Genomic DNA, 25,975 nt, shown 5'->3' with positions numbered 1-25,975 from the left:
TAATTTTCCGCAACGATTAATTAAAGTTTTAAGAATAATTAAACTTTATGACCCAGAGAAAAAAAGCCGCGTCTGGTTTTACCCTGATCGAACTTTTGGTGGTAATAAGCATTATCGGACTTTTATCTTCTTTCGCCGTGGTTTCGCTAAATAGCGCCAGAGCCAAGGCGCGGGACGCTCTAAGAAAAGGCGATATGGCCCAAATACGAACGGCCATGAACCTTTATTACGACGATAATACTGCTTATCCGGCCTGCGGAACTTATAATGCCGGAGTGCCTGACTTTGGGGCGACTAACGCCTGCTATTCCGGGGCGTTAACTACCGCTTTGACCGGCGGGACAAGGCCATATCTCGCCAGCCAGCCGGCCGATCCAAGAAATTTGTCTAATGACCCGGCAATAAGCGCGGTTTATATATATAGTTACGTGAGCAACGGGAGCGAATACGCCCTTACCTACCATCTAGAAGAGGAAGTGGATTTAAAAGTAATCCGGGGCTGGTAGTATTTTTGATGAAAAAACTTCCGGGCAAACACCTTGTTAACATTTGTTTATATTTGAGTTTTTTTATGGTATACTGTGGATAAGTCATAAACAGGCGAGCCGCCTGTTGTTAATCCATATAGTTTATTAATTTTTAATAACTTGTGATTGCTGGTTTAATTCCTGGGATTAAATTAACAATTGCGAACCTTAGGAGAGGGGGTGAATTATGAGAAAACAAAAAGGCTTTACTTTAATCGAATTATTGGTGGTTATCGCAATTATCGGCCTCTTGTCAACCTTGGCTGTTGTTTCTTTGAACAACGCCAGGCAGAAATCAAGAGACGCCCGCCGGGTTTCTGATGTTAAGCAAATTCAGACGGCCTTGGAGCTGTTTTATAACGACGTGAACGGATACCCTCAAACCGCAGGCGTCACTACGGGAGGCACTGTAACCGGTCCGACGTCTACCGGAACTACCGTTTACATGTCAGCGGTGCCAACTAACCCGACGCCGCGTCCGACAGGCGGAACTGATTATACCTACACCAATACTCTTAGCGGAGCCAGCTACACCCTGACTTACCAGTTAGAAGGCGCTTCCGGAGGATTGATTGCCGGCGCTCACACCGCCACTCCGGCTGGATTAGCTAATCCGTAATCTTAAACTGTTTACTGGTTTAACACCCCATCCTTTAAACCTAGGACGGGGTGTTTTTATACCCTAGAATTCGCCGGCGCCAGGCCGGTGCGCGGCTTAATTAAAAAGCGATGATGACATTTTGCCTTGCTTTGCTATAATCTAAGCATATGAAAGTTAATTTTTTGGTGCCGACAACCGGAATCACCGGAGGGATCAGGGTGATTTTTGAACATGCTAACCGGCTCGCCGCCAGGGGCTATGAGATTAATATTATTTATCCTTATGTGCTCGGCCGGGAGGCCGGAACAAAGGAAAAAATAATCGGCCGGCTAAAAAAAATTCGGCGCGCTATTTTCGCCCTGGCTGATCTTAATAAAATAAAGTGGTTTGACCTCAATCCGAAGATAAAAGTTATCAGGGTCCCGGATCTCTCCGAGAAATATATCCCCGAAGCGGACGCGACCATAGCGACGGCTAATGAAACCGCTGATTGGCTGGCTTTATGTTCGGCCCAAAAAGGGGAAAAGTATTATTTTATCCAGGATTATGAAACCTGGACAAGGGATAAGGAAAAAGTTGACGCCACCTGGAGGCTGCCCTTAAAAAAAATCGTAATTTCCGGGTGGCTGAAAAAAATAGGAGAAGAGAAATTCAAGGAAAGAATATACGGGGTGGTCCCGAACGGGGTGAATATAGAAGATTTTGATAATCCGAAAAAAAAGTTCAATAAAAATAAAAAGGTATTATTAATGTACCATCTCCTGGAGAAAAAAGGTTTCAAAGACGGGCTGGAAGCTTTTAGCAAGGCTCAAAAAAAGCATCCGGAAATAAGCCTTGTTTTGTTTGGCGCCTATCCCCTAAAGGAAAAGGAGCTATTGGGTTTTAAATATTATTTTCAGCCGTCAAGAGAGCGGTTAAGAGAGCTTTACTCAACCTCCGATATTTTCCTCTGGCCGAGCCGGGCAGAAGGCTATGGCCTTCCGCCGATGGAAGCTATGGCTTCGAAATGCGCGGTAATTTCAACCGATACCGGGGCGGTTAGGGAATACGCGATTCCGGGCGAATCAGTCATCTTGGTCCCGGCCTTACGCCCCGGCTTAATGGCCAGCGAATTAATCGGCTTAATTGAGGATGAGGAAAAATTAAAAAAAATTGCCTTAAATGGCTATGATAAAATCAAGGAATTCGGCTGGGAAAGAGCGTCAAAAATTTTAGAAAGCATAATTAATCCCTTCTTTTCAGGCGGTCAAGAACCGCTTTTGGATGGCGGAGGTAAAAGAAAAGGCGCGGATAGAAAATAGTGCTCGCGCTCCATTCCACCCCCCAGGAATTAAGGCAGCCCGGGCAATTGGCGATAGCTTTCCTTGCTTCCTTGGCTTTCTCGCCATTCCAAATTTTTGCCGGCGATTCATTGCGGACATTCCCAAGTATAGAATCCCAATAGCTTAAGCAGGGGACGATACTGCCGTCGCATTTCATGGCAAAAAAAGTTTCAGCGGCGAAACATTTGAATTTAATCGGCTTTTCCCCTAAGAGCTTTAACCATTTTTCCCGGATTATAGTGTTCGGCTGGGCTTCGACCGCTTTGAACATCTTCTTTAAGTTAGCTTCTTTTTCCATATTGTCATTTTCGTAAAAAGAAGACTGGTTATACCACTGGACCATTAATTCAATATCCTTCTCATCTAAATATTTTTTTACGTCTTCCCAGCCTTCCAGCGTTAAAGGCGAGAGGGTTAAGCCGGCGACGATTGATAAATAATGCGGGTATTTTTTCCTAAGCCGTACAAGCTCGTTTAAAAGATAATCCACTTTATTGAAGTTGCCAGGCACTCCCCTTATTTCATCATGCTTGGCGCCGAGCGCGTCAAGCGAAACGCCGACGTTGATTTTAATTTTTTCTTCCAGGACGGTTTCGACGATTTTAACCACCCGTTCAGCCAGGATTCCGTTAGTGCTTAGATCGAGGCTGGCTTTAGGGAAAATTTCATGTTCCAGCCTTATTAGGTCAATAATATCGCCGCGGAGGATGGCTTCGCCGCCCGAGTTGATAACAGTTTCAACTTCGCTAAAAAGCGGGTCGCTAAACGCTTTTCTTAACTCCTCTAAAGTTAAGGTGCGGGAGGGCGTTTTTTTCTCCCAGATATGGCAATGGGTGCAGTGGGAATTGCATTTATCCGTCACCTCATACCAAATCCACTTAGGTTTTAGCGTTTGGCCGAGGCTATGATTAATAAAATTTCTGTTGCCTTCGGCAAATCTATTGGCTATTTTTTTCGCTAAATAAAGTTTATTTTTAAGCACAAGTTTAAATTAACTCATTTATTATTTTATTTTTGGGCCTCAATATACATTATTCCTGACCGGGGAAATATTATCAGGTTCAGGGGAAAAAATATCCCGGCCATCAAATAGGGAAGCGCGACTACCCCGGCAAAACGGCCGGTTTTATAAATTATTTTTATTGCCAGTTTTTTTATTGATTTTTCTTCATTAGCCGGGATATTTTTTCCTTCGGATATGTTTTTTAACCCCGAAGCTTTGTGAAATTTTAATTTCCGGGCTAAAATTTCGAGGAATAATTCGTATAATTTGTGGAATCTGTCAATGTAACAAATATCAATCTTTGTATAACCGGCCAGGCGAAGGAGCCTTGTTATCGCCTCCGCGTTCCAGCGGCTAAGATGGTGATAGGGATAATCCCAGCTTGACAGGTTGGCCCAAGGCCTTTCTCTTCCCGGAATGCTTAAAACCAAACGGCCGTTTTCTTTAAGGATTTTTTTTGCCTCGGTTAGAATCATCAGGGGGTTGTCGACGTGTTCGAAAACTTCAAATACAGTTATAAGATCAAACCGCGGAAGGCCGGAGTTTTTAAAAAATTCTTCAAGGTTGAGGTTAAATATATTTTTAAAGCCGAAATTTTGGATAGCGATTGCAATCGCGTCTTTATCAAAATCGGTTCCGTAAACTTGGGCTCCCCGTTTTCCCAATTCGGCCATAAATTCTCCGGTTCCGCAGCCCAAGTCGAGCGTTTTAGCGTTTCTTAAGAGATCGCCGCGCCGGCTAATTAACTTTTTATGATAAGCATGAATCTCCCTGGGTTTTTCGCCGTTTTTTACGTTATGTACATCGCCTTGTTCGTACCAGCCGGCTCCGGGATTTTTGAAAGGAAGCCAAAATTGCCCCAGGCACAATTGGCACAGATAAAGAGAAAACGTCCCGTCTCCGCTTTTATAATCTTTTAAAAATTTGAATGCCGATTTTCGCTGGCATAAGGGACAGGAGCTTTCAGGCTGGTAAAAAGGCATAGGCTGAAAAAATAATATTGGTGAGCTGGAGGGAATAAATAAAATGTATCAAACTAACCCGGGAGTGTCAATTTGTCGCGCTATTATCATCAGGGTGAAATATATCAATGTCTTATGGTATAATATAATAATACATGAATAAAGAAAGGATTGTTAAAATTTGCGATGCCGCGATAAATTGGCTCATTTTGGCAATTATTTTTTTAGTCCCTTTATTTTTTAATATTTTTTCATATACCACCTTTGAAATCGATAAAATCGCTTTATTCAGGATTCTCGTCGAAACCGGACTTTTCTTGTATTTGATTAAAATCCTCATTACCGGAAAATTGGCCTTGGCCAGAGGCAAGGCTTTTTATATATTCTTAGCTTTGTTTTCGGCAATTTTTATCCTTTCCAATCTTGTTTCAGAGTACAAGCTAATAAGCTTCTGGGGATCTTATTGGCGGGGGATGGGCCTTTTTACCTATCTTCATATTTTCGCTTTTATTTTTTTAGTCTATCAGAATTTGGAGACAGACGGAGAAAATAAATCTTCTTCGTCTTTGGACTTAAAAAAAATTTTTTTGGCGGCGGTTCTTTCGGCCTTTTTCTCGAGCCTTTACGGCCTGGCGCAAGTATACGGCTTTGATTTTTTAAGGTGGGAAGAAAATCCTTTCGGAACCACTCTCCGCGCCAGCTCTACTCTGGGACAGCCTAACTTTCTCGGGTCTTATCTTTTATTGGTTTTACCGCCGGCATTTTACTTGCTGGTTTATTCAAAAAATAAAAAAGCAAGAATTTTTTATCTTCTGGCTCTGGTTTTCCAGCTTTGGGCCCTTGTTGCTACTTACAGTCGGGGAGCCTGGCTTGGCTTAGCCGGATTGATGGCCGGACTGTTTCTTATCCGCGCCATAAAATCTTACAAAAAGCTGACTTTAGCCGGCCTTTTAATCGTTTTAGTCCTTTTTACCGCCTTATTTAACTTTAAGGTCATTGATATTTATCGGGTGGAAAAATTCAATTATAACCAGGATTTCACCCTGCTTTTAAGGCTGGAAAGCTTTACCAACCTGGCCGAGGGAAGCACCGGAATGAGGGCGTATTATTTTAAAGCGGCCTGGTCGATTATCAAGGAAAAATTATTATTCGGCCATGGCCTGGAAACGCAAAGATACCTTTTTCACAAATACTACGAACCGGACTACGCGGTTTATGAAAAGATTAATGTTTATCCTGATCGGGCCCACTCTGAAATCCTTGACATACTGATTGTGAGCGGAGTCGCGGGCTTTTTTGTCTGGTTTAGCTTATTCGGCTATCTTCTATATCTTGCCTCTAATTTTAGTAAAAGCGCGCTCCCGATAAGAAAAAAAAGAATATTGGCGGTCCTATTTTCGGCAATTTTTTCTTATTGCGTCTCGATCCTTTTTGGCTTTGCCGTTATCACAACCGCCGTATATTTTTTCCTTTACCTGGCGATTATTTTTAAAATGACGGGAAATAATTTTTCGCCGGAGGAAAATTCCCGAATTTTTGAAAAAGAATTTTTTATAAGGAAAAGCATCGGCTTTATACTGGCCGCCACCCTCCTTTTGTTTCTGGGTTATATGGTTTACGGACTAAATATTAAGAATCGGCTGGCCGATTGTTATTTCCGCATGGCCATGGTCAATACGAAGACCGGAGACGCTTCCAGGGCTTTAGGGTATTATTATAAGGCCATTGACGCAAACCCCGGTGAGTCTTTCTATCCGTCAAACATGACTATTTTTCTCATTCCGGCTGTAAGCCAGATTAACGATAAAGAAAAGGAAATTATTCTCCTCGAAAGGTTTAAGGAGAGCCTTTTGGGCAGAGGATATGATAATTTATATTTTGAAGGGAAGGTCAGATTCGGCGTTCTCCTTGGAGAAATCGGGAAATTGAAAGGCGGGTCGGCTGAAGAATGGAAAGAGGCGGATAAAGTTTTTTACGAAATATTACAAAAGGCGCCGGGATTTGCCCGCCCTTATTATGATTGGGGGAACATTTATTTCAGCCAAAAAAGATATAGCGAGGCCTTAAACAAATATTACGAAGCTCTGATCCGGTATCCTGACACGAACCACCCGCAATTAAATAATGAGCATCGCCAGGATATTGTCGATGAAATGTCGCTTGTCTATGAAAAGATAATCGATATTAAAATAATAAACAGGGATTTTAATTCGGCGGAGAAAATTTATAAAAAAGCCATTCGCTTGGCCCCTTTTAACTACGAGTTTCTTGCCCGGCGATCGGAGATGCTTCGCCTGGAAGGAGAAAACGATGAATATATTAAGTCCCTTAAGCACTTAAGAGCCCTTTATCCCGGCCTGAATTGGGAGCCATTAAATAAAATAAGCCAATAAATTATGTTATTTTTCGCTTTTTTTTTCGGCCTTATCATCGGTTCGTTTTTAAACTGCCTGGTTTGGCGGATGCATACTGGCGAAGGGCTCTTAAACCGCTCCTATTGCCCCAAGTGCAAAAAGCAAATCGCCTGGTACGACAATATTCCGGTTCTAAGCTTTCTGGCATTAGGCGGAAAATGCCGGCATTGCAAAAAGAAGATTTCATTCCAGTACCCCTTAGTCGAGCTATTAACCGGAATTCTTTTTGCCTTGGCTTTTTATTTGAATTATCAAAGAGACTTTGCCGGACTGGGAGAAGGGTATCGCGCGCTGGATTTTTTTTCGGCTTTCGATGCGAGATTTATTTTAGAGATTCTGCGGGATTGGTTTTTTATCGCGGTCATGATAATAATTTTCATCTATGACCTGCGGTGGTATCTGATTCTGGATATTATTACTCTTCCGGCCTGTTTTATCCTTTTTTTACTAAATTTAACGCTTGGGGTTTCCTGGCTGAACCTTCTATTATCTGGTATAATTGGAGGGAGCTTCTTTCTGGCCCAGTTTTTGGTTTCCCGGGGCAAATGGATTGGGGGAGGCGATATCCGGCTGGGACTATTGATGGGTTTGGCTTTAGGCTGGCCCAACGTCCTGGCGGCCATACTGCTTGCCTATTTTATCGGATCAATCGCCGGGCTGGGACTTATTCTGACCGGCCGGAAAAAATGGGGCTCGGAAGTCCCCTTGGGAGTTTTTCTTTCGTTCGCTTCGGTAATAACTTTATTTTGGGGGAGTGAAATGCTAAATTGGTATCTCAAACTTTTTTATTAATATGGCCCGAACAGTAAAAAAACTTTCAATTTTACTAATTGCTTTGGCGGCCGTATTTTTCTTCCGCGGGTCACGGATAGACGTGGGCGATGCGATTTTATATTACCTATCCCAGTCTCACGCGAAAATTGCCCAGGCCGGAACGAGCGAAAATATAACCGGTTTTGCCTGGTCGGAGAATTTCGGCTGGGTAAGTTTTAATTCGAGAAATTGTGATACTGACGGCAATGGGACGATTGAATCGGCTGATAATCGGCCAGCCGGATGCCAGGCGATTGGCACGAACATACCGAGCTACGGCGTTAATATCGCGGGAAACGGCGACGTTTCCGGTTTTGCCTGGAGTAATAATCTAGGCTGGGCCGCTTTTGAAAGAATAAAAGTCTGCAGTACTGATAAAACCCGTCCCTGCACCGGGGCGAGCGACTGTCTCTCGGGCACCTGTAATTTTATCAACCCGCCCGGCGCGCCGTATAATACCGGCGGCGGAAAAATCGCCAGTTTCGATTCGGCGACCGGCCAATTAAACGGCTGGGCCTATATTCTTTCTTTGGGCGATGATGGCTGGCTGAAGTTAAGAAAATATTCAAGCGACTCGGGATCAAGCTATGGGGTTTCTTTTAATTCAGCCACGGGAGAGTTTAGCAATTTTGCCTGGAACGGCAACGCAGTGCCGGGAATCGGTTTGGGCTGGCTAAGCTTTAATTGCGCCGATACATCTTCCTGCGCCGCCTCGGATTATAAAGTCAAATGGCCGACATTTTTAGCAGTAAGCATCACTTCAGTTGACCAATATGGAGAGGGTGTTTGCGATTCCTGTTCTTGCTTAATAGTTAACTGGAGTCTTGATTCAGGAATCGCGGAAGGATTTAATGTCTTTAAGGATACAACCCTGGTAAGCGATTCAGACGGCCTTTTCCCTGACGTCCGCTCATTCCCCCACACCGGATTAGACGCCGGAACTAGTTATGCTTACCGGGTGGTGGCCTACAGCGGCCAGATTTATGCCACCAGTTCACCAGCAACCGGAACAACGAGCACAGTTTGCCAGATGGACAGCTCGCTTATTACCGCCTCTTCTTCCTGCCCGAATTTAATAAAATTGGGCTGGACGGCCCCGGAAACGGCTTGCACTATCAGTCATTACGACGTTGCCCGGTGCAAGTGTGGAGTTGGAGATCCATTATGCAGCAACTGCCCGGATTCAGACTCCGCTCATTTTACTCAAATTGCCTCCGGCGGCTGTCATGAGCCATCGGCGCCAAGGTGCACTGACTCAAGTTTCGCTACGAACGAAGTAAGTAACTATTTCCGCTATATCATAAGAGCCCATTGCAATTCCGGCAATGTTGACGGCGACTGGTCGCAAGCTTCGGAAAAAATTCAGCCCTGTCCGAAAGTACCGACTAAATGGATAGAAAAAAAGATTGAATAATAAAAAAATGTTTCTACGGATAAACAATAAAGGCTTTACCATCGTAGAAATGCTGGTAAGCGTTTTTATCATCGCTTTGCTAACCGCGATTTTTTTGGCCAATTACCGGTCGGGCGGCGGCAACCTTGAATTAAAAAATGCCGCTCAAAAAATGGCGAGCGACATCCGTTTAGCCCAAAGCTATTCTTTAAACGGCAAGCGCTTTTTAAATAGCTCCGATTGGGGCGTATATTTTAACAAGCCCGGCAACGCCTATAGCCTTTTCGCCGATACTTGTTCGCCTAAGCCCTGCACTCCCGGCTGGAGCGCCGGGGAAAATTATTTAACAATCCCGCTGCCCGCCAATATTGAAATCAGCCAGATCTCAAGCGGCAATACGGCCACGGTAGTTTTTATCCCTCCGGATCCGGATATCCTGATAAACGGGAGCGCGAGCGAGGCGACAATTACCCTGCGGAACAAAAAAACTTCAAATACTCTGATAGTCCACTTTAATAAGCTGGGCTTGATTGAGGTGGAATAATTTATCTCCGGCCGGAAAAAATATGACGAGAAAAAAGCTAAAAATCGGAAAATACTTAAAAATCGCGTCCGGTTTTTCTATTTTAGAAGTAGTCATCGCCATTTTTATTATTACCATGGGCCTTGTCGGCATTCTTTCTTTAGTTGAGCTGAACCTAAAGGCCAACTATATAAATAAAAATAACCTAATCGCTTCAATGCTCGCCCAGGAAGGTTTAGAATTGGTCAGAAATAAAAGGGATTATAATTTTAAAAACGGCTTGGCTTTTGACGCCAATATCGCGGCTGGAACTTACGCCATAGATCCGGAAAATATGACAGCTGTTACCGGCGGGATAAGCGACCCGGCCGCCCGGCTGAAATATAATACGGCCGGATATTTTTGTCATGGCAATTGGTCCGGGGGATTAACCTGCAACGGCGCTAATTCTCCTTTTTCCCGGCTCCTTACCATAACTAAAACTGGCGGCTATTTAAATGTCCGATGCCAGGTGCGCTATTCTAAAGGAAATAGTAACTATGAATATGCCGTTCAAAACCAGCTTTATGATTGGAAATAAAAGAGGGTATGCCATGGTCGAGATGATCGTGGCGATCGGATTGTTCGCCGCCATTGTCGTTATCGCCGGCGGTACTTTTCAGTCGGTCATTATTGGCCAGCGCAGCACCCTAGCCGCCCAAAATATCGAAGAGGCCTTAAGGTACAGCCTGGAGATGGCCAGTAAAGAAATTAGGAACGCCCAGATTAATACAAGCGAATGTTCTTTAGTCGGCGCAGGAAACATATATAATACTAACGCGGCGAAGAGCGAACTTTATCTAAAAAATAAAGATAATAAATGCGTCCAATACTACCTGTCTGGCGGCCAGCTCTACGTTAGCCGCGGAACGGACAATCTTCCAATTACTCCTTCAAGCATGAATATTACTTCCCTGAAATTCATTGTCCGCCAGGGGGCCGCCGTCCAGCCGTCCGCCACAGTTTTAATCTCCGGCTATGTTTTAGGGCAGAATATGCAAAGGCAGGAAATGAAAATGCAAACTACCATATCTTCAAGATATTATTCCGATTAAGCGTATGCTAAAACGGTTGAAAAAAAATAACAAAGGGAACATAATATTGGTAACCTTGATGATTTTAACCGCGGTTTTAACCGCTTGTTTGGGGGCGGCCGCCCTGGTTGCCCAAGGAATAATCCTTCACAGGACCCAGAAAGGCTCGACCAGCGCTTTTTTCGCTTCCGAGACCGGTACCGAAAAAATATTGTGGGAAATAAGAAAAAATAATTTTCAATTTTTGAGGGCCGATGGATCTGGTTGCCAGGCGAATGATTATATTAATTTTTCGGCCGACTGTTTTGAGGACCAAACTATCTGCTGCCAAGCGGCTCAAAGCCTAGTTCTGCTCTCAACCGGCGCCACTTTCGAAGTTAGAAGCATTGCCACCACGCCGGAATATATCATCCACTCGACAGGCGAATACAGCGGATCAAAGCGGATGATTGAAATAACTATTCCTAAAGAATAAAATATATCAAAATTATATATTCTCATTCATTCGGCCGTTCGGAGCGGACTATTATTTCGATTATGGATAATAAAAAAACAAAAGAAAGAATCGAAAAATTGCGGAAAGAAATTGAGCGCCACCGCTATCTTTACCATGTCCATGACCGGATTGAAATTTCGGACGCGGCTTTAGACAGCCTGAAAAACGAACTACAGAAACTGGAAGAAGAAAATCCGGAATTAATCACGCCGGATTCGCCGACGCAACGGGTAGGGGGAAAGCCTTTGGATAAGTTTAGGAAAGTCCGGCATAGCTCGCCGATGATGTCTTTATTTGACGCTTTTAGCCGCGAGGACATGCTTGCCTGGGAAGAAAGAATAAGGAAAATTCTGTCAGCTTCGCATCCTGAAAGCGTGAAAATCGAATATTTTTGCGAACTGAAAATGGACGGGTTAGCCACGGCTTTGGTTTATGAAAAAGGAAAATTAATTTTAGGCGCCACCCGCGGGGACGGAATTATCGGGGAAGATGTTACCGGCAATATAAAGACCGTGGAGAGCATTCCTTTAGAGCTTCGGATTCCGGCTTTGGATGAATTAAAAAATACGGGAGCAGATAAAGATGTTTTGTCAGCGATCCAAAAAGGCCGGATTGAAGTCAGGGGAGAGGTGATAATGACTAAGAAGGTATTGGCGGAATTGAATAAAAAATTAAAAAAAGAAGGAAGGCCGCTACTTGCCAATCCGAGGAACGCCGCCGCCGGATCCATCCGGCAATTGGACCCGAAAATCGCGGCGGGAAGAAAGCTGGATTTTTACGTTTACGCGGTGATTAATAATTGGGAACTTGGTGAATACGCGGAAGAAGGCGGAATCGCCCGGGCGATCGGTTTAAAAGTTTTTAGTAAAAATAAATTGTGTAAAAACTTAAAAGAGGTTTTTGAATTCCATGACAATTGGGAAGCCCATCGCGATAGCCTGCCCTTCGAGTGCGACGGCGTGGTAGTTAAAGTGAACGACCTTTCATCGTGGCCCAAGCTTGGAACCGTCGGCAAGGGGCCGCGCTATATGATGGCCTATAAGTTTGCCGCGGAGCAGGCGACGACCAATGTGCGCGAAGTGATTTGGAAAGTCGGCCGGACCGGGGTTTTGACGCCAACCGCGGTTATGGACCCGGTGTCAGTCGGCGGCGTAACAATCACCCGGGCGACTTTGCATAATATGGACGAAATAAGTCGTCTGGGTTTAAAAGTTGGCGATACCGTAATAATTGAGCGGGCCGGAGACGTTATTCCTAAGGTAGTGGAAGTGCTAAAGCGCCTGCGGACCGGAAAAGAAAAAGAAATCCAGGTACCGAAAAAATGCCCGATGTGCGAGGGCGGAGTGGAAAAAGTTCCGGGCGAAGTCGCCTATAGATGCAAAAACAAAAATTGCTACGCCGCCCATTTGCGGTCCATGTTCCACTGGGCGTCGCGCGGAGCGGTAGATATTGACGGCCTCGGGCCGAAAATTATTGAACAATTAGCTAAAGAGGGATTGGTGAAAGATATTAGCGATATATATACTTTAAAGGCTGCAGACCTAGAAGGCTTAGAGCGGTTTGCGGAAAAATCAGCGGAGAATTTAATTAAAGCGATTAACGAACGGCGCGAGATTAATCTAGCCCGATTTATTTTCGGGCTTGGCATCCGGCATGTCGGCGAAGAAATGGCTAACGAGGTGGCCAAAAAAATTAGCCTTAACAGTAAAAAAATCTCTGATTTTTTAAAGCTGGCAGAAGCAATGGGCGCTTTAGACTGGCAAAAAGTAAAGGATATCGGGCCGAAAGTAGCCGAGAGCCTCTACGCATGGTTCCATGACAAGCATAACGCGGAACTGCTCCGTAGTCTGGAAAGAAACGGCGTCCAGGTTGCGCCTCCAAGAATTGAGGCGAAAAAGCAAAAACTAGCCGGCAAAATTTTTGTCCTGACCGGTTCATTAGAAGGTTTGACAAGGGACGAGGCAAAAGCTAGAATACGAGAATTAGGCGGGGAAGTTTCCTCGTCGGTTTCGAAAAATACGGATTATCTTGTGGCTGGCAGTGAGCCGGGGAGCAAGTATGATAAGGCGAGGAAGTTGGGAGTGAAAGTAGTTGATGAAAAAGAGTTTTTAAAGTTACTAAGTTAAATTTTTATTTTTTCAAACCGTTCATTGAGAAAATTATTGAATTTTTAATAAAATTCTTAACAAGATTTTTAACTCGCTCGGCTCCGCTTCGCTCTAACAGAAAAATCTTATAACAGAATTTTATTAAAAATTTTAAACATAATTTTCTCGCATTCACTCTTTTGAAAAAAATAAAAATTTACTATATGATTTTTAAGTTAATGAAAATTTAATAAGATGGCGTCGATAGAGTCTTCCTTAACCAATCGAATTATAAATAAAAGTGCGGAAAAGCCGGAAGAAATTGAAGATGATCTTGCCGTTGGCAATAAAAAGGCTGAATGGCTGTTGCCGCATAGAGGATTAAAAGGAATTAATGAGGCTCTTTTTACGCTACTAAAAACCGAGGAGGAGCCCGGCGGAGAGAAGACTAACTGGAAAGAATTGCATAAAAAGGTCAAACCTTTTGAATCAGCGCTGGAAATGTCAGCCAATATAAGAGAAGCGATTAGATGTTATATTGAATTGAAAATTCCCCGGCTAAAAGAAGAAATTCCCCGGCTAGCTCCATTAACGGACAAGGAATTATTAGACGCCATAACCAATAATTGGTTTGAGGGGAGAATTGAAGAAGAGCTATCCGGACAAAGAGGAGAAATCCTTTTGATGGTCTTAGCTCAAATTTCCAGGCGGATGGAAACAACGGCTTATAAAAATATTTTAGAAAAGGCGAGCGGCGAGGATTTAAAAAAAATCGGCTTGGATGACGCGGAAAGAAAATTAGCGGCAAAAGTTTTGACGGTTTCGCAGAGCGCTAATCCGCTCTATATCCGTTTTAGAGCTTATGCTCAATTATCACCCAAACCGCCGGCCCGGGCCACGGGAACCGGACTTTATTCTCCGGTTGATCATAAGCTCCACACCATCGCCGAGTTATTTCCGAAAGAAACCCTAAGTATCAGCCAGGGTTTTAATTCGATAGCCGAGGATTATGAAGCCTGGAAAGACAAGTCCGGGGCGGAAATTTTCCGGCAATATTTAGTCGAGCTAAGCGATTATTTTTTAGAAACTGATCCCAAAAAAGCCCTTAAAATGGATGAAAGCCTGGACAGAAGCTATGAGCGCCTGCTAGAATCAGGTTTTCCGATAATAATAACTTCTCTTCGGGGCGGGTACAACAAAGAACCATATTTTGATCCGGAATTAAAAATATCTATCGCTACGGCTGATTTAAAAGAACGGGAGGAATCTTATTCAAAGGCAAGAGACGCAATGGCCGGATCCTTAGGCCAAATTGGAGCGGAAAAAGATAAAAGACAGCTTAGAAAAGCTAAAATAAAAAATTTAATATCAATCGGCAATTATGGAGTCAACCTTACTTTTAACTACGCGGGCCATGAGTCGCCGATTGTAGTTTTTCTAAATGACCAGATTGAAATTTATGACAAGGATTTCCCGGAATTTATAGAAAGATATATAAACACCGGCGATAGTTTTAGCGGCTTGTCCGATACCGAGAAAAGACTGTTGATGGAAGAAATATCCCGAACCAATACTGTCTTTCATGAATTATCCCACGGCATTCATCCGCACGCTAAAGCAAAACATTTAAAAGAAGAGACTTTAGACCCAGCCGAAGAAATAAAAGCGGAAATTTTATACCGCGCGCTGATTCCGGAAATTATTAAAAAAGGGGGTTTGGAGGGGACGGCTCGGCAATGGGCCAACGGAATATTGGCTACCTCGCTTCAATATTTAAAAGGGGAAACCGAAAAAAATCCATATTTTAGGGCCGCGGTATATTCTTTAAACGATCATTTGGCAAAAGGAGTTATCGGAATTAAAGATGGTAAGATGGAAATAAAAAATTACCAAGAGTTTTATGAGTTATATAAAGAACAAGCCCGGGAAATTCTCTTAATTTATGAAAACCTGAAATCCGGCCAGGCTGAAGCAAATAAATTGGTTACTTATAGAAGCGAACCTAATAAGGAATTAAGCGAGTTTATAAAAATTTTAAAAGGCAGCGAGGTATAAATATAATACTAATAAGTTAAGGGTATGGAATTAACTAAAAAAGAAATTGAGCATATTGCTAAATTGGCGCGGCTGGATTTAACGGAGGAAGAATTGAAAAAATACGGCGGACAGCTCGAAGGGATTTTGGGGTATATTGATATGCTGAAAGAAGTCGATACAACCGGAGTGGAGCCGACGGCGCAAGTTACCGGATTGGAAAATATGTTGAGAGAAGATAAAATCGAAGAGTGGGACAAAGCCGAGGTAGAGGCGGCCCTAAAAGATTCTCCGGACTGCGAAGGCCGGTTTGTTAAAGTTAAAAAAGTTTTTGGATAATAATAACGCAAGCCGTGAAAACATGAAGCATGGTCAAGATGAAATATGAATTTAAATGAACTAACAATAAAACAAGCTGGCGAAAAACTGGACAAGGGCGAAATCAGTTCCGAAGAGCTGGCTGCCGATTGCATAGCGCGAATCAAAGGCATTGATACCAAAGTCAAAGCCTGTTTAACGGTGTGCGATGAAGAGGCTATGGAGGCGGCTCGTGAAGCTGATAAACGCCGCGCTAAAGGCGAGAAAGGCGAATTGTTAGGCGTTCCAATGCTTGTTAAAGACAACATCATGACCGCGGGCATCCGGACAACGGCCGCCTCAAAAATTTTAGATAATTATATCGCCCCTTATGACGCGACAGTAATTAAAAGACTGAAGGACGCTGGCGCGGTAATTCTCGGGAAGACTAACCTGGATGAGTTCGCCCACGGCGCGTCAACCGATAACTCGGCTTATGGGGCAACTCATAACCCGTGGGACTTGGAACGGGTGCCGGGCGGATCTTCGGGCGGATCTGGCGCCGGAGTGGCGGCCGATATGTGCGCTTTTGCTTTAGGCACCGATACCGGAGGGTCAACCAGGTATCCGGCTTCATTTTGCGGCATTGTAGGGCTAAAACCAACCTATGGCCGGGCTTCCAGGTTTGGTCTGATAGCCATGACCAGCTCGACTGACGTTCCCGGAGTACTCGGAAAAACCGTGGAAGATACCGCAATCGTATTAAGGACAATAGCCGGCGAAGATAAAAATGATGCTACCACTGTTCCGTCCAAAGTCCCAGACTATGCCAAGGGCCTGGATAAATCAATAAAAGGAATGACTGTCGGCTTGCCGGATGAATATTTTATTGAAGGGGTGCATACTGGCGTAGTTGAGGCGGTGAATGAGGCGATAGAAGCTTTGAAAAAGCTCGGAGTAAAATTTAAGAAAGTCAGCTTGCCCCACACGAAGTATGCTATCCCGGTTTATTATATTATCACCCCTTCGGAAGTCAGTTCTAATCTGGCGCGCTTTGATGGAATCCGTTACGGATTTTCAGAGCAAAACGGCGCTAAAAATTTATTTGAAATTTATTCGAAAAGCCGGGGCAAGGGATTTGGGCCGGAAGCTAAGCGGAGAATCATGCTCGGTACTTACGCATTGTCGGCCGGTTATTATGATGCTTACTACCTGCAAGCCCAAAAAGTAAGAACTAAAATTCGGGAAGAGATGTACGCGGCCTTGGAAGATGTGGACTGCCTCTTAACCCCGACCGCGCCGCACCCGGCTTTCAAAGTCGGTCAGCAGGTGGATGATCCGTTAAAAATGTATTTGGAAGATATTTTTATGGCCGGCCCGTCTTTAGCCGGCTTGCCTGCCATATCCGTTCCTTGCGGGTTTGCCGTTCCGGACGACGGGAAAATTCCGATGCCGGTCGGGATGCAATTAATCGGCAAGCGCCTCGACGAAGCGACAATCCTCCGGATCGGCCACCAATACGAAAAAGCCACCCAGTGGCATAAAGCGAAGCCCGGCATTTAGATAGAAAATTTAATTACTCTAAAATATTATATGTTCAAATTAAAATCACCTCTGGGAATTTTAAGCATAGTTTGCGCCCTGTCAGTTTTGACGGTTGTTTCCGTATTGCTACTGCCGGAAAAAAAGAATAGCGCGGAAAATAATTTGGAGAATTCGATAAAGGAAAACAACATCCTGCCTGCTGAAGCCGAAAATCAGGAAGGCAAGCTTTCGGAGATTTCCGACAAAGACCATCTTTGGGGTGATTTGAATAATCCGGTAAAAATGGTAATCTATAGCGACTTTGAATGCCCCTTTTGCGGAAGGCTTGCTGATACCGTGAAAAAGGTCATGGAAAATTATCAGGGAAAAGTAGTAATCGCTTTCCGCCACCGGCCGCTCGCCATGCATTCTTCCGCTTTATCCGCTGCTATGGCTTCCGAATGCGCCGCTGAACAGGGAAAATTTTGGGAAATGCATGATATGTTATTTCAAGACGCGAAAGACAAAAATTTATCCGCTGACCAATTTAAAAAAGACGCAAAAGGTTTAGGCTTGGCTGAAGAACAATTTAATACCTGCTTGGATAGTGATAAATATAAAGAAAAAGTAGAGAGCCAATCGGCCGAGGGAAGAGCGGCCGGCGCCGAGGGCACCCCGACTTTTTTCATCAATAATTATATTTATCCGGGCGCCTATCCTTTTGAAGACTATACCGGCAATGACGGAAAACAGAATGCAGGAGTAAAAACGATTATTGATAAGTTATTGCAAAACAGTTAGTCTGTTTTGATGCCTGTTGCGGAATGCGCGCTGGCGTGCATTAGTCCCGGAAATTAATAAATTGGAGAGGTCGCCTAGTGGCCGATGGCGCGCGCTTGGAAAGCGCGTAGGGTGTAAAAGCTCTCGAGGGTTCGAATCCCTCTCTCTCCGCCAGATGGAAATTATCAAAGACAAAATTTCAATTAATGACTTAAAAGAAAAGTCAAAAAGGCTTGGCGACTTTGTTAAAGCCGTGGTTGACGTGGAAAAAGGGATTATGGCCGTTGACGCTGAGTTTCACGCCGATCTTGAAGCCTTGATGCTGGAGCAGGGTTCGGGCCAGAAATATTTATGGGGCATAAATATTTATCCGGAAGAAACCGGAGAGGCCTTCGTGGAATTCGATTCCATGATAAACTTGCGGCCAGGGCAAGAAAACCGGAGCCGGGGAGTGGAAAGCGAGGAAATAAGAAAAAAAATAATTATTATCGTCAATAATTTAATTGAAAGATGAACTATACTCACAAACAAGCCGCTGAAGGCCGATGGTTTAAATTTAGCATATTTGAACAGATGGCCAATATCGGCTCGGAAGTGGAGCGGACGATTATTTGGCGCGAGAAAAATAAGGATTACAGCGAGAAAGCTTTTTTTCGGGCGCTGGAATTAATTGATTTAACTTTGGCAGACAAAAAAAATAAAACCCGCGGGCGCTTAAAAGAGCTGGCGCGGGTAAGGGAGATGCTTTGCGATTATTTTATGGGTGATAACCAATGGAGTTCAACCGACGATCTCTGGCGAAAATACTTTTATCCTTTTAACTGGGCGGCCAGATCGAATCATTAATTTTATTTTGGAACTTTAGCCGGCTGTTCAAAGAATGATATGGCAAAAGTAATTTTTAACGGAAAACTGATCGATGAAAAAGAAGCAAAAATCCCTATTGCCGACAAGGGGTATTTTTTTGATTTTGCCGTCTATTCATCGATAAAAGTCATCCAGGGAAAAGTATTTTTTCCCGATTATCATGTTGACCGGCTTTTTGAATCAGCCGAACTGATCGGATTGAAGCACCTTTTTAAGCGGGAAGATGTGGTAGTTTGGCTAAATGAGCTGGTGAAGGCCAACAGCATTAAAGATTCCTTACTCCGAATCGTTTTAATTGGAGACCCGGATGAAAAAGGCGAAGAAAAATTGTTCATTTTTCAGGTTACAGGCTTAACTTTTTATCCGGATAAGCTCTATAAACAAGGCGCGAAAGCAATTACTTACCCTGGTGAAAGGCGGATTCCCCAGTCAAAGACCAAAGATTTGCTTTTAAGCTTTTTAGCTTATCGGGAAGCGAGGAAAAACGGAGCTATTGAGGCATTGCTTATCGACAACGAAGGATTTATCCGGGAAGGGACCCGGAGCAATTTTTTCGCGATAAAAGGGAAGGCTCTTTTTGTCCCGCCGGCGGAAAAAGTTTTAGAAGGGATTACAAAAAAAATTGTTTTAGAAGCGGCGAAAAATGATTTTGAAATCAGGCATGAGGGCATAAAACCGGAAAATTTAAAAGATTACGATGAAGTATTTCTGACCAGCACTTTGTTCAATGTTATGCCGATAAAGATTATTGACGAATTGGTTATGGAAACCGATTTTTCCAGGACTAAATTAATCAGCCGACTTTTTAAGGAATTTTACAAAAAGAATTTGTAAAAATAAGGTTTAATCGAATTTTATTATTAAAATACCTCTATGAAAAAAGCATTATTGGCAATAGTCATTATTGCCGCGATCGCAGGAATTTATGCCTGGTCCTCTTATAACCGGCTGATTTCTTTAAACGAATCGGCGGACAACCAATGGGCCCAAGTCGAAAGCCAATACCAAAGGCGCTATGATTTGATTCCCAATTTAGTTGAATCGGTTAAAGGCGTTATGGCGCAGGAACAAAAGGTTTTTTCCGACTTGGCCGACGCCCGGACCCGCTACGCCGGAGCCGGTGATGACAACCAAAAAGCCGGGGCGGCAACCCAGGTAGAAGGAGCTTTGGCCCGGTTATTGGTCGTTATGGAGAATTATCCCCAGCTGAAATCAGCCGAGAATGTCCAAACTTTGATGGCCCAGCTGGAAGGAACGGAAAATCGGATCAGCGTGGAAAGGAAAAGGTATAATGATACGGCGAAAGACTATAACTTAATGATTAAGAGAGTGCCTTCAAAATGGATTGCCGGCATGTTCGGATTTGAGGAGCGGAATTATTTTGAAGCCCAGACCGGAGCGGAAAACGCTCCTAAAGTCGACTTAAATACTAACCAATAAGGCATGAAATGCCCAAGGTTATTAATTAGCCTCGTAATATTTTTGGTTCTAGCCCTGCCGGTTCTAGCCTATTCCAGCCCCGGAAAGCCGAGTGGCTTGGTTAATGATTTTGCCGGAGTTTTAGGCGATAAAGGAGCGCTTGAAACCAAGCTCGATAGCTTCAAAAAAGAAACCGGAAACGAAATCGCCGTCGTAACTATAAAAAGCCTGGATGGCGACTCGATCGAAAATTACGCGTCAGAGCTATTTAGTGAATGGGGAATCGGTGAAAAAGGAAAAGATAACGGAGTATTGGTATTGGCAGCTATTAATGATCGGAAAATGAGAATTGAGGTCGGTTATGGACTGGAAGGAAATTTGACCGACGCGCAAACAAGCTGGATTATTAACGATATAATGAAGCCGGCCTTCAGAAGTGAAAAATATTTTATGGGCTTCGATGGCGCAGTTGATAAAATAATCGCCGCCGCTAAAGGCGGGGTAATTCCTTCAGCTTCGGCTGAAAAAAAATCAATTTTTAGTAAAATTAACGGCGATACAATTGAATTTTTAATATTCCTCATTTTCATCGTTTTTAGCTGGCTGGCCAGCATCTTGGCCAGGAGCAAATCCTGGTGGCTTGGAGGAATAATCGGCGCAGTTATCGGAATTGTAATTACCGTCTTTAAAGGATTTTTATTTTTTGGCTTAATTTCTATCGGGATTCTTTCCGCCCTGGGGCTGCTTTTTGACTACGCGGTTTCCTCCTCTTTTAGCAAAAGTAAAAAATTAGGAAGCCGCATCCCGTGGTGGGCCGGCGGCGGATTCGGCGGCAGGGGCGGCTGGGGAGGGGGATTCGGCGGATTCGGCGGCGGAAGCTCGGGCGGGGGCGGATCAAGCGGGTCATGGTAATAATAAAAAATGCAAACAGCAAAATAAAAGACGAAAATGAAAAACAAAGCCAGGGAATGGTTTAAAAGATACTGGGCGGCCGAGCTATTGGCGGCGATCGGAGCTTTTTCGTGCTCCGGCCTTTCTTATCTTATTACCGGCGACCGGACTTTTTCCGCTTACGCGGGAGTAATTGGCGAGAATATCGGCTTTTATCTATTTATCCTGTTGCGCGATGTTTTTGAGACCGAAAAAAAAGACCGGGAACTAAAATTAAAATATGGCTTTCGCGGATTTTTAAGAAACGTGAAGGATATGATAATTGAATTCGGCCCGGCGGAAGTTTTAGACAGCCTGTTTATCCGGCCGTTTTGCCTTTATATTTTTCCCGTTTGGATAGGGAATTACGGGTTAGGAATTTTAGCGGGAAAGTTCGCCGCCGATGTCACTTTCTATATCCCGACCATAATTTCACATGAATTGAAAAATCGGTATTTAAAGACCTAAATCTTCGTATTTAAAAACCGTCCCTATTCTGCGGGACGGTTTTTGTTTACGGGCTTGTTGCTTGACAATGCAAATTAATCTGCCGGCTTAGCCGGAGCATAGCTTAGTAAATTTCCAAATACTGGTCATGCTCCCATTTGGAAACGTAAGTTTTGTAGCCGTCCCATTCGCATCTTTTCGCGGTAATGTATTGGTTATAGATGTGCTCTCCCAAAGCGGTTTTTACTACTTCATTTTCCTGCAGGGCCTTGATTGCGTAGCGCAGATTTTCCGGCATATTGCCGACGCCTTTTTTCTTGGCGTCCTCATCGGAAAATTTAAAAATATTTTCTTCAATCGGTTCGGGCGGATTTTTTTTGTTTTTTATTCCGTCCAATCCGGCGGCGAGCATTACGGTAAACGCCAAATATGGATTAGTCGACGGGTCCGGGCATCGGAGTTCGCACCGGACCGCCTTTTCTCTTCCCGGAGTATAGCGCGGAATCCTTATTAGCGCCGACCGGTTAGTCTGGCCCCAAGCAACATAAACCGGCGCTTCGTATCCCGGAATCAGGCGCTTGTACGAATTGACTAGGGGATTAGTAATCGCCGAAAAGCCGCGGGCGTGATAAAGCTGGCCGGCGATAAAATTCAGCGCGATCTCGGATAGATGGTACTTATTGCCGGCATCAAAAAATAAATTTTTTTCTCCTTTTAAATCAAAAAAACTTTGGTGGACATGCATGCCGGAACCGTTTATGCCCTGAATAGGCTTGGGCATAAATGAAACATGCAGCCCGTGCTTTTGGGCGATGGCTTTTAAAGCGTAGCGGAAAGTAACCGCCCGGTCGGCAGTAGTTAAGGCGTCAGCGTACTTAAAATCAATTTCATGCTGGCCGATAGCGACCTCATGATGCAGGGCCTCAACGTCAATATTTAACGCTTGCAAAGTTAAAGTCATTTCCTGCCTGATTTCTTGGGCTAAATCGGTGGATAAATCAAAATAGCCGGCCGTATCATGCGGCAGGGCGGTAATCGTCCCGTTATCTTTCTTGAAAATGAAAAATTCCAATTCCGGTCCGACATTGTAAGTAAATCCCATTTCGGCGGCGATGGCCAATTGTTTTTTTAAAGCCTGCCGGGGATCACCGGGAAAGGGAGAGCCGTCCGGCAAATAAACATCGCAGATAATCCGCGCCGTATTTTTTTGCCAGGGGAGGATGGCAAAAGTGGGGAGGTCCAGCTTTAAAAACATGTCCGATTCGAAGATTCTCATAAATCCCTGGATTGACGACCCGTCAAACCAGACATTGTTGTCGATAGCCTCCTCAAGCTTGGTCGCGGGAATAGTTACCGCTTTAACGATTCCCAAAATGTCCGTAAACTGGAGATTAATAAATTCTACTCCCTCCTTTTTGGCTCTTTCCAGGATTTTATCCTTGGCCATAATTTTAGGCCCCTGCCTATGAGCTAACCCGCTCAAATGCTCGAGGCATTAAATAAATGAAGTCCGCTTTAGGCGGCCTTCTCTAAATATTGGGTGTTGTTATTATTGCCCTTCAAAAATTGCTTGATGCTGTGCGCGGCAATGGCGCCTTCCGAAGCGGCGGTTACAATTTGCCGGAATTTGTCCGAACCGGTAGTTAAATCCCCGGCCGCCCAAATCCCTTTGATCGAGGTTTTTCCCGAAGTATCGATGATTACATATCCGCCTTCATCCAAATCAACTTTGCATAATTTCAGAAGTTCAATATTGGGAGCGGCGCCAATCTCGATAAAAACGCCGTCAACTTTCAGTTCATTCGATCCGTCATAAGGTTTGTCCAGCCGGATGCTCTCCACTTTATCGCCGCCGGTAATTTCCAGGACATTGGTTGAATAAATGATTTTAATTTTCGCATTGTTTTTTACCAGATTGCCCCAGTAATCCTCGGCCCGCAGTTCGTCGCGGCGGTGGATTAGGTAAACTTGCGACGCCAGATCGGCTAAAAAGACCGCGCCTTCAGCCGCCGCGTCGCCGCCGCCGATTACAGCTACGGTTTTCCCCCGGAAGAAGAATCCGTCGCAGGTGGCGCAGTAGGAAACGCCCCGGCCGTGGAATTTTTTTTCCCCTTCGATTTCCAGCCGCCGATGGGCCGTTCCCATGGCTAAAAGCATAGTTTTAGCCTCGAATTTTTCCGCTTTTTGGGTTTCAATATTAAAATGGCCGTCTTTCCGTTCGATGGTTTTTACTAAAGTCGGGACAATTTGGGCTCCCAGGCTTTTGGCATGCTCTTCTGAATTTTTAGCAAATTCCTGGCCGTTTAAGAGCTTTGTTCCCAGCCAATTGCCGATTTCATGCGTCTCCGAAGTCAGTCCGCCAGGAAAGCCAAAAACTACGTTTTTTAAACCGTAGCGGGAAGCATAAACCGAGGCGGACAGTCCGGCTGGACCGGCGCCGATTATTGCAATATCGTACATAATGTATTTAGTTTAGCCAATAATTCTTTCCCTGTCCAATTTATTTTACCGCCTCTTCAACTTCAGGCTCCAAGACTTCTATCGGCCTAAAGCCGATAAAATCTTTGGCAACTTTTCCGCTTCGAAAAAGCTTGAGGTTGGGGATGCTTTGGATCATGTATTCCATAGCCAAGGCCTGGTGATCCGGCTCCTCAACATTTAATTTAGCCACTTTAAGCTTGCCGTCCAGGCGGGCGGCCAGTTCATCCAAAACCGACGCCATCATCCGGCAGGGGCCGCACCAGGGCGCCCAAAAGTCCACTAATACCGGCAAATCGGATTTTATCACCTCTTCTTCAAAGTTTTTATTAGTAAGGGTTATCGGGGTGGGCATATTTTTAATTTATTTTAAATAAAGTTTTTAAATACCTTTCGCTGTTGTTAGCGTCAATTTTATGGCAAATGAAGTCATCCTTTAAAAGCTCAATTCCAAGCATAGCCGCGGCCTCGCGAATGGCCGATATTTGGGTTATAATATCAATACACTCCTTTTTTTCCCCGACCATCCGGCGAATCCCCCTTATTTGTCCTTCCAGGCGCGATATCCGGTCAAGGACTTTTCTGGACTGCTCTTCACGGCTAATTTTTCCGGGCATTTCTTTCATAAGTATAAAATGATATTATTAAGAAGAAATTAATGGGGAAAAAACTGTAAAAAAATATCCAAGTAAAAGAGGATGTTTTTAGTTTGACTCCTAATACCCCTAGGGGGTATATTAGATGAAGAGTTTTTCTTTGTCAAGCGGTGCTAAAATTAAAATTAGATCATAATATTTAAAAAATTAAGGGCAAAAAATTATGGATTTAAAAGCCGAATCTTTAAAGCTTCATAAAAAGTACAGGGGGAAAATCGAGACTAAAGTTAAGGTGCCTTTAAAAAATAGACATGACCTGGCTTTGGCCTATACTCCCGGAGTGGCCCAGGTGTGCCTGGCTATAAGGGAAAATAGAGAACGGTCATGGGAATTAACCAACCGGGCTAACACCGTTGCCATAGTAACCGACGGAACGGCGATTTTAGGCTTGGGAAACATCGGGCCCGAGGCCGGGATGCCGGTTATGGAAGGCAAGGCGGCGATTTTTAAATCTTTCGCCGACGTTGACGCCGTGCCTTTATGCATCTCGACTTGCGAAACCGAGGAGATAATTAAATTCTGCAAGGATATTGAACCCAGCTTCGGCGGAATTAACTTAGAAGACATTTCCGCGCCCAGATGCTTTGAAGTTGTCGAACGCTTGGAAAAAGAGTTATCCATACCGGTATTCCATGACGACCAGGACGGGACCGCCATTGTTGTTTTGGCCGCCCTTTTAAATGCCTGCCGGGTAACCGGAAAGGTGATGAGTAATTTGAAAGCGGTCGTAAACGGCGCCGGCGCCGCCGGGATTGCGATAACCAGGCTGATTTTACACGCCGGAGTTAAAGATATTATTTTAGTCGACAGCGTGGGAACCATATATGAAGGCCGCGCGGACATGAATAAATACAAACAGGCAATTGCCAAATTGACCAACAAAAAAAAGGTTGCCGGCCGGCTGGAAGAAGCCATGCGCGGGGCAGATATTTTTATCGGCGTTTCCAAAGCTAACCTGGTCGACCAAAAAATGGTTAAGACCATGCGCCCGGGCCCGATAATATTCGCCATGGCCAACCCTAACCCTGAAATTCTGCCCCAAGACGCCTTAGCCGCCGGAGCTTCGATTGTCGGAACCGGACGTTCGGATTTTCCCAACCAGGTAAATAATGCTTTGGTTTTTCCGGGCATATTCCGCGGCCTTTTTGACGGAAGAAAAAAAAGAGTTACGGTTCAAATGAAACTGAAGGCCGCCCAGGCCCTGGCTTATTCATTAAAACCGCACAAGAATAAAATTTTGCCCTTGATCACCGAAAAGAAAGTGGTAAAAGTTATCGCTAAAGCCATCAACAGCTAATTTATCGCTTTTAATCGCGGACTGTCCTCTTA

Annotated in this window: 28 protein-coding genes and 1 tRNA gene; 23 read left to right on the top strand and 6 right to left on the bottom strand. The window is 44.2% G+C overall.

What is annotated here, in order from left to right:
- Positions 1–47 precede the first annotated feature (47 nt).
- The 3 genes from WC715_01630 (at position 48) to WC715_01620 (ending at position 2,429) form a co-directional block, all read left to right on the top strand.
- Positions 48–506: a prepilin-type N-terminal cleavage/methylation domain-containing protein gene (locus tag WC715_01630; protein MFA6171148.1), complete on the top strand. Its 459-nt coding sequence runs from the start codon at positions 48–50 to the stop codon at positions 504–506.
- Between the two features lie 208 nt (positions 507–714).
- Entirely contained in the window at positions 715–1,146 is a 432-nt protein-coding gene (locus tag WC715_01625; protein ID MFA6171147.1) for a prepilin-type N-terminal cleavage/methylation domain-containing protein, read from the top strand.
- Between the two features lie 149 nt (positions 1,147–1,295).
- Positions 1,296–2,429 (top strand): glycosyltransferase family 4 protein, encoded by a 1,134-nt coding sequence (locus WC715_01620; GenBank protein ID MFA6171146.1) that lies wholly within the window; start codon positions 1,296–1,298, stop codon positions 2,427–2,429.
- Here WC715_01620 and WC715_01615 read toward each other — a convergent pair.
- Together WC715_01615 and WC715_01610 are read right to left on the bottom strand one after the other, a co-directional pair.
- Positions 2,353–3,432 carry a radical SAM protein gene (locus WC715_01615; protein ID MFA6171145.1) on the bottom strand — a complete coding sequence of 360 codons (1,080 nt, stop codon included), beginning with the start codon at positions 3,430–3,432 and terminating at the stop codon, positions 2,353–2,355. The two genes, WC715_01620 and WC715_01615, sit on opposite strands and share 77 nt — an antisense overlap.
- A 26-nt stretch (positions 3,433–3,458) precedes the next feature.
- Positions 3,459–4,436, bottom strand: a complete 978-nt coding sequence (locus WC715_01610) for a class I SAM-dependent methyltransferase (protein MFA6171144.1) — start codon at positions 4,434–4,436, stop codon at positions 3,459–3,461.
- Between the two features lie 134 nt (positions 4,437–4,570).
- On the opposite strand from WC715_01610, the gene WC715_01605 reads away from it, so the two are divergent.
- From WC715_01605 to WC715_01515, 19 genes are all read left to right on the top strand, one after another.
- On the top strand, positions 4,571–6,808 hold the full coding sequence (locus WC715_01605) for an O-antigen ligase family protein (GenBank protein MFA6171143.1): 2,238 nt from the start codon (positions 4,571–4,573) through the stop codon (positions 6,806–6,808).
- A gap of 3 nt (positions 6,809–6,811) precedes the next feature.
- A complete protein-coding gene (locus WC715_01600; protein MFA6171142.1) occupies positions 6,812–7,621 on the top strand; it encodes a prepilin peptidase in 810 nt (269 codons plus the stop codon).
- Between the two features lies 1 nt (position 7,622).
- Entirely contained in the window at positions 7,623–9,056 is a 1,434-nt protein-coding gene (locus WC715_01595) for a hypothetical protein (GenBank protein MFA6171141.1), read from the top strand.
- A gap of 7 nt (positions 9,057–9,063) precedes the next feature.
- Complete coding sequence (locus WC715_01590; GenBank protein ID MFA6171140.1) at positions 9,064–9,579, top strand: prepilin-type N-terminal cleavage/methylation domain-containing protein; 516 nt, start codon at positions 9,064–9,066, stop codon at positions 9,577–9,579.
- A gap of 22 nt (positions 9,580–9,601) precedes the next feature.
- On the top strand, positions 9,602–10,138 hold the full coding sequence (locus WC715_01585; GenBank protein MFA6171139.1) for a hypothetical protein: 537 nt from the start codon (positions 9,602–9,604) through the stop codon (positions 10,136–10,138).
- A complete protein-coding gene (locus WC715_01580; protein ID MFA6171138.1) occupies positions 10,125–10,652 on the top strand; it encodes a hypothetical protein in 528 nt (175 codons plus the stop codon). The genes WC715_01585 and WC715_01580 overlap by 14 nt, the downstream gene beginning before the upstream one ends.
- 4 nt (positions 10,653–10,656) lie before the next feature.
- The gene (locus tag WC715_01575; GenBank protein MFA6171137.1) at positions 10,657–11,106 is read left to right on the top strand and encodes a hypothetical protein; all 450 of its coding nucleotides are present in this window, start codon (positions 10,657–10,659) and stop codon (positions 11,104–11,106) included.
- A 62-nt stretch (positions 11,107–11,168) separates the two neighbouring features.
- Positions 11,169–13,253: an NAD-dependent DNA ligase LigA gene (ligA, locus tag WC715_01570; protein ID MFA6171136.1), complete on the top strand. Its 2,085-nt coding sequence runs from the start codon at positions 11,169–11,171 to the stop codon at positions 13,251–13,253.
- A gap of 216 nt (positions 13,254–13,469) precedes the next feature.
- Positions 13,470–15,269, top strand: coding sequence for a hypothetical protein (locus WC715_01565; protein MFA6171135.1), 1,800 nt, complete (start codon positions 13,470–13,472; stop codon positions 15,267–15,269).
- 24 nt (positions 15,270–15,293) lie between these two features.
- On the top strand, positions 15,294–15,587 hold the full coding sequence (gene gatC / locus WC715_01560; GenBank protein MFA6171134.1) for an Asp-tRNA(Asn)/Glu-tRNA(Gln) amidotransferase subunit GatC: 294 nt from the start codon (positions 15,294–15,296) through the stop codon (positions 15,585–15,587).
- Positions 15,588–15,632: 45 nt separating this feature from the next.
- Positions 15,633–17,108, top strand: coding sequence for an Asp-tRNA(Asn)/Glu-tRNA(Gln) amidotransferase subunit GatA (gatA, locus tag WC715_01555; protein ID MFA6171133.1), 1,476 nt, complete (start codon positions 15,633–15,635; stop codon positions 17,106–17,108).
- Positions 17,109–17,138: 30 nt separating this feature from the next.
- On the top strand, positions 17,139–17,870 hold the full coding sequence (locus tag WC715_01550) for a DsbA family protein (protein MFA6171132.1): 732 nt from the start codon (positions 17,139–17,141) through the stop codon (positions 17,868–17,870).
- A gap of 63 nt (positions 17,871–17,933) precedes the next feature.
- Positions 17,934–18,023: transfer RNA gene (locus tag WC715_01545), tRNA-Ser, on the top strand.
- Between the two features lies 1 nt (position 18,024).
- Positions 18,025–18,363 carry a DUF5674 family protein gene (locus WC715_01540; protein MFA6171131.1) on the top strand — a complete coding sequence of 113 codons (339 nt, stop codon included), beginning with the start codon at positions 18,025–18,027 and terminating at the stop codon, positions 18,361–18,363.
- On the top strand, positions 18,360–18,695 hold the full coding sequence (locus tag WC715_01535) for a hypothetical protein (protein MFA6171130.1): 336 nt from the start codon (positions 18,360–18,362) through the stop codon (positions 18,693–18,695). Before WC715_01540 ends, WC715_01535 begins: the two co-directional genes overlap by 4 nt.
- Before the next feature lie 39 nt (positions 18,696–18,734).
- Positions 18,735–19,550 (top strand): aminotransferase class IV, encoded by an 816-nt coding sequence (locus tag WC715_01530; GenBank protein MFA6171129.1) that lies wholly within the window; start codon positions 18,735–18,737, stop codon positions 19,548–19,550.
- 39 nt (positions 19,551–19,589) lie between these two features.
- On the top strand, positions 19,590–20,156 hold the full coding sequence (locus WC715_01525) for a LemA family protein (protein MFA6171128.1): 567 nt from the start codon (positions 19,590–19,592) through the stop codon (positions 20,154–20,156).
- Between the two features lie 3 nt (positions 20,157–20,159).
- Positions 20,160–21,047 (top strand): TPM domain-containing protein, encoded by an 888-nt coding sequence (locus WC715_01520; GenBank protein MFA6171127.1) that lies wholly within the window; start codon positions 20,160–20,162, stop codon positions 21,045–21,047.
- A 36-nt stretch (positions 21,048–21,083) separates the two neighbouring features.
- Positions 21,084–21,533 (top strand): hypothetical protein, encoded by a 450-nt coding sequence (locus WC715_01515; GenBank protein MFA6171126.1) that lies wholly within the window; start codon positions 21,084–21,086, stop codon positions 21,531–21,533.
- A gap of 103 nt (positions 21,534–21,636) precedes the next feature.
- On the opposite strand, the gene glnA is transcribed toward WC715_01515, so the two are convergent.
- The 4 genes from glnA to WC715_01495 form a co-directional block, all read right to left on the bottom strand.
- A complete protein-coding gene (gene glnA, locus WC715_01510) occupies positions 21,637–22,959 on the bottom strand; it encodes a type I glutamate--ammonia ligase (protein ID MFA6171125.1) in 1,323 nt (440 codons plus the stop codon).
- Between the two features lie 68 nt (positions 22,960–23,027).
- The gene (locus tag WC715_01505) at positions 23,028–23,972 is read right to left on the bottom strand and encodes an FAD-dependent oxidoreductase (GenBank protein MFA6171124.1); all 945 of its coding nucleotides are present in this window, start codon (positions 23,970–23,972) and stop codon (positions 23,028–23,030) included.
- A gap of 40 nt (positions 23,973–24,012) precedes the next feature.
- A complete protein-coding gene (trxA, locus tag WC715_01500; protein ID MFA6171123.1) occupies positions 24,013–24,345 on the bottom strand; it encodes a thioredoxin in 333 nt (110 codons plus the stop codon).
- Positions 24,346–24,349: 4 nt separating this feature from the next.
- The gene (locus WC715_01495; protein ID MFA6171122.1) at positions 24,350–24,616 is read right to left on the bottom strand and encodes a metal-sensitive transcriptional regulator; all 267 of its coding nucleotides are present in this window, start codon (positions 24,614–24,616) and stop codon (positions 24,350–24,352) included.
- A 193-nt stretch (positions 24,617–24,809) separates the two neighbouring features.
- Between WC715_01495 and WC715_01490 the strand changes: the two genes are divergently transcribed.
- Positions 24,810–25,943, top strand: a complete 1,134-nt coding sequence (locus WC715_01490; GenBank protein ID MFA6171121.1) for an NADP-dependent malic enzyme — start codon at positions 24,810–24,812, stop codon at positions 25,941–25,943.
- Positions 25,944–25,975 lie beyond the last annotated feature (32 nt).

The sequence above is a fragment of the Patescibacteria group bacterium genome, from assembly GCA_041661505.1.
Classification (GTDB): Bacteria; Patescibacteriota; Patescibacteriia; order Patescibacteriales; family JBAZCA01; genus JBAZCA01.
The sequence above is the reverse complement of the archived record's forward strand: the minus strand, read 5'-3'. Positions and strand labels throughout refer to the sequence as shown.